Source organism: Methylobacterium sp. E-046 (assembly GCF_022829625.1).
Classification (GTDB): Bacteria; Pseudomonadota; Alphaproteobacteria; order Rhizobiales; family Beijerinckiaceae; genus Methylobacterium; species Methylobacterium longum.
The window spans coordinates 1-1,127 of the sequence record NZ_JAKSYP010000013.1; the positions used below are offsets into that span (position 1 = coordinate 1).

Consider the following 1,127-nt stretch of genomic DNA (forward strand, 5'->3'; position numbering starts at 1 on the left):
TTGACTCCCGGCGGGAGCTGTGGCTGATGGGGAATTGCATCTGGCCCCACCAGGCCACTTCGATTTCGCGGGCTCTCTGTTTGGCGACAGGGGGCCCGTAGTCGTTTCAGGGTCTCAGATCCGCGGCAGTGTCTCTCCTGAGGGTGGCCGCGACTCGCTAGGGCGGGTGCAGCCGGAACGGTCCATGTCGGCTGGGCGGCACGGCTAAGTCAACGTTCGCCTTCAGCCGTCGACATCGCCCGACCCTGCCGTATGGTGCCGCTGCGAGCGAACGGTGGTGGTGCCGGATCGCTCCACCATTGCGATCGGACTGCGCATGCGCCTCTCGACTCTACTGGTCAGCTTGTGTCTTGGAACCGCGTTGCCGGGTGCGGTGCTGGCCCAATCAGCCCCGAACCCCGCCGCAGCACCGGATCCCGCCCTCCTGAAGGTTGCACGCGAGACGGTGGCTCAGATGCAGGGCGACCGCACGGCCACGCTCAGCTCGATGGCCGCGCCGATGGTCGGCATGATGCAGCAGATCGGCATCAAGGAGCCCGACAAGGCGCAGGTGCTGGTGCAGGAGGTCGTTCTGCCGACCCTAACCGCGCACTACGACGAGCTGCTCGACATACAGGCCCGCGGCTTCGCCACGGTGCTCGGAAAGGACGACCTACAGGCAATCGCCGCCTTCTACGCAACCCCCGCCGGCAAGCACCTCGCGGCAGCCCAGCCGCAGCTAGCTCAGGCTCAGCTGACGGGCATGCAGCAGTGGATGCAGGCGGTGATGCCCGAGATGCAGGGCAAGATCGTTAAGGCGGTTCAAGCGCACGGCTGGGCGCCGGGCGGTCAGGCGAAGCCACGCTGAGCGCCTGACATTCCAGCTTCGTCCGCCCCTCCGAGAGCAAGCTCAGTGCAGCTTCGGATCGCGCGATGGCCTTGCCGCCGTGACCGCCTGCCCGTCCGGCAGTGACGCCGCGATCTGGCTGCCGAGTTCGAACAGCAGCGCCTGCAGCAACGGACGAAGCCGGGCGGCGCTGTCGTCGTCGAGCTGATGCATGTGCTCCCAGAGCTTGAGGGCACCCTCGGCCATGTGATCTATGGCTGAGCCCGCTGCATCGCGCACCGCTAGGTAGCGTGACGGTCCA

At 66.8% G+C, this 1,127-nt stretch carries 1 protein-coding gene and 1 pseudogene; one reads left to right on the forward strand and one right to left on the reverse strand.

Annotated elements, in window-relative coordinates:
* Positions 1-274 precede the first annotated feature (274 nt).
* Positions 275-847, forward strand: a complete 573-nt coding sequence (locus MKK82_RS00275) for a DUF2059 domain-containing protein (RefSeq protein ID WP_243984206.1) — start codon at positions 275-277, stop codon at positions 845-847.
* A gap of 42 nt (positions 848-889) precedes the next feature.
* On the opposite strand, the pseudogene MKK82_RS00280 reads toward MKK82_RS00275, so the two are convergent.
* Positions 890-1,127, reverse strand: a pseudogene (locus tag MKK82_RS00280) (diguanylate cyclase); the annotation flags it as partial.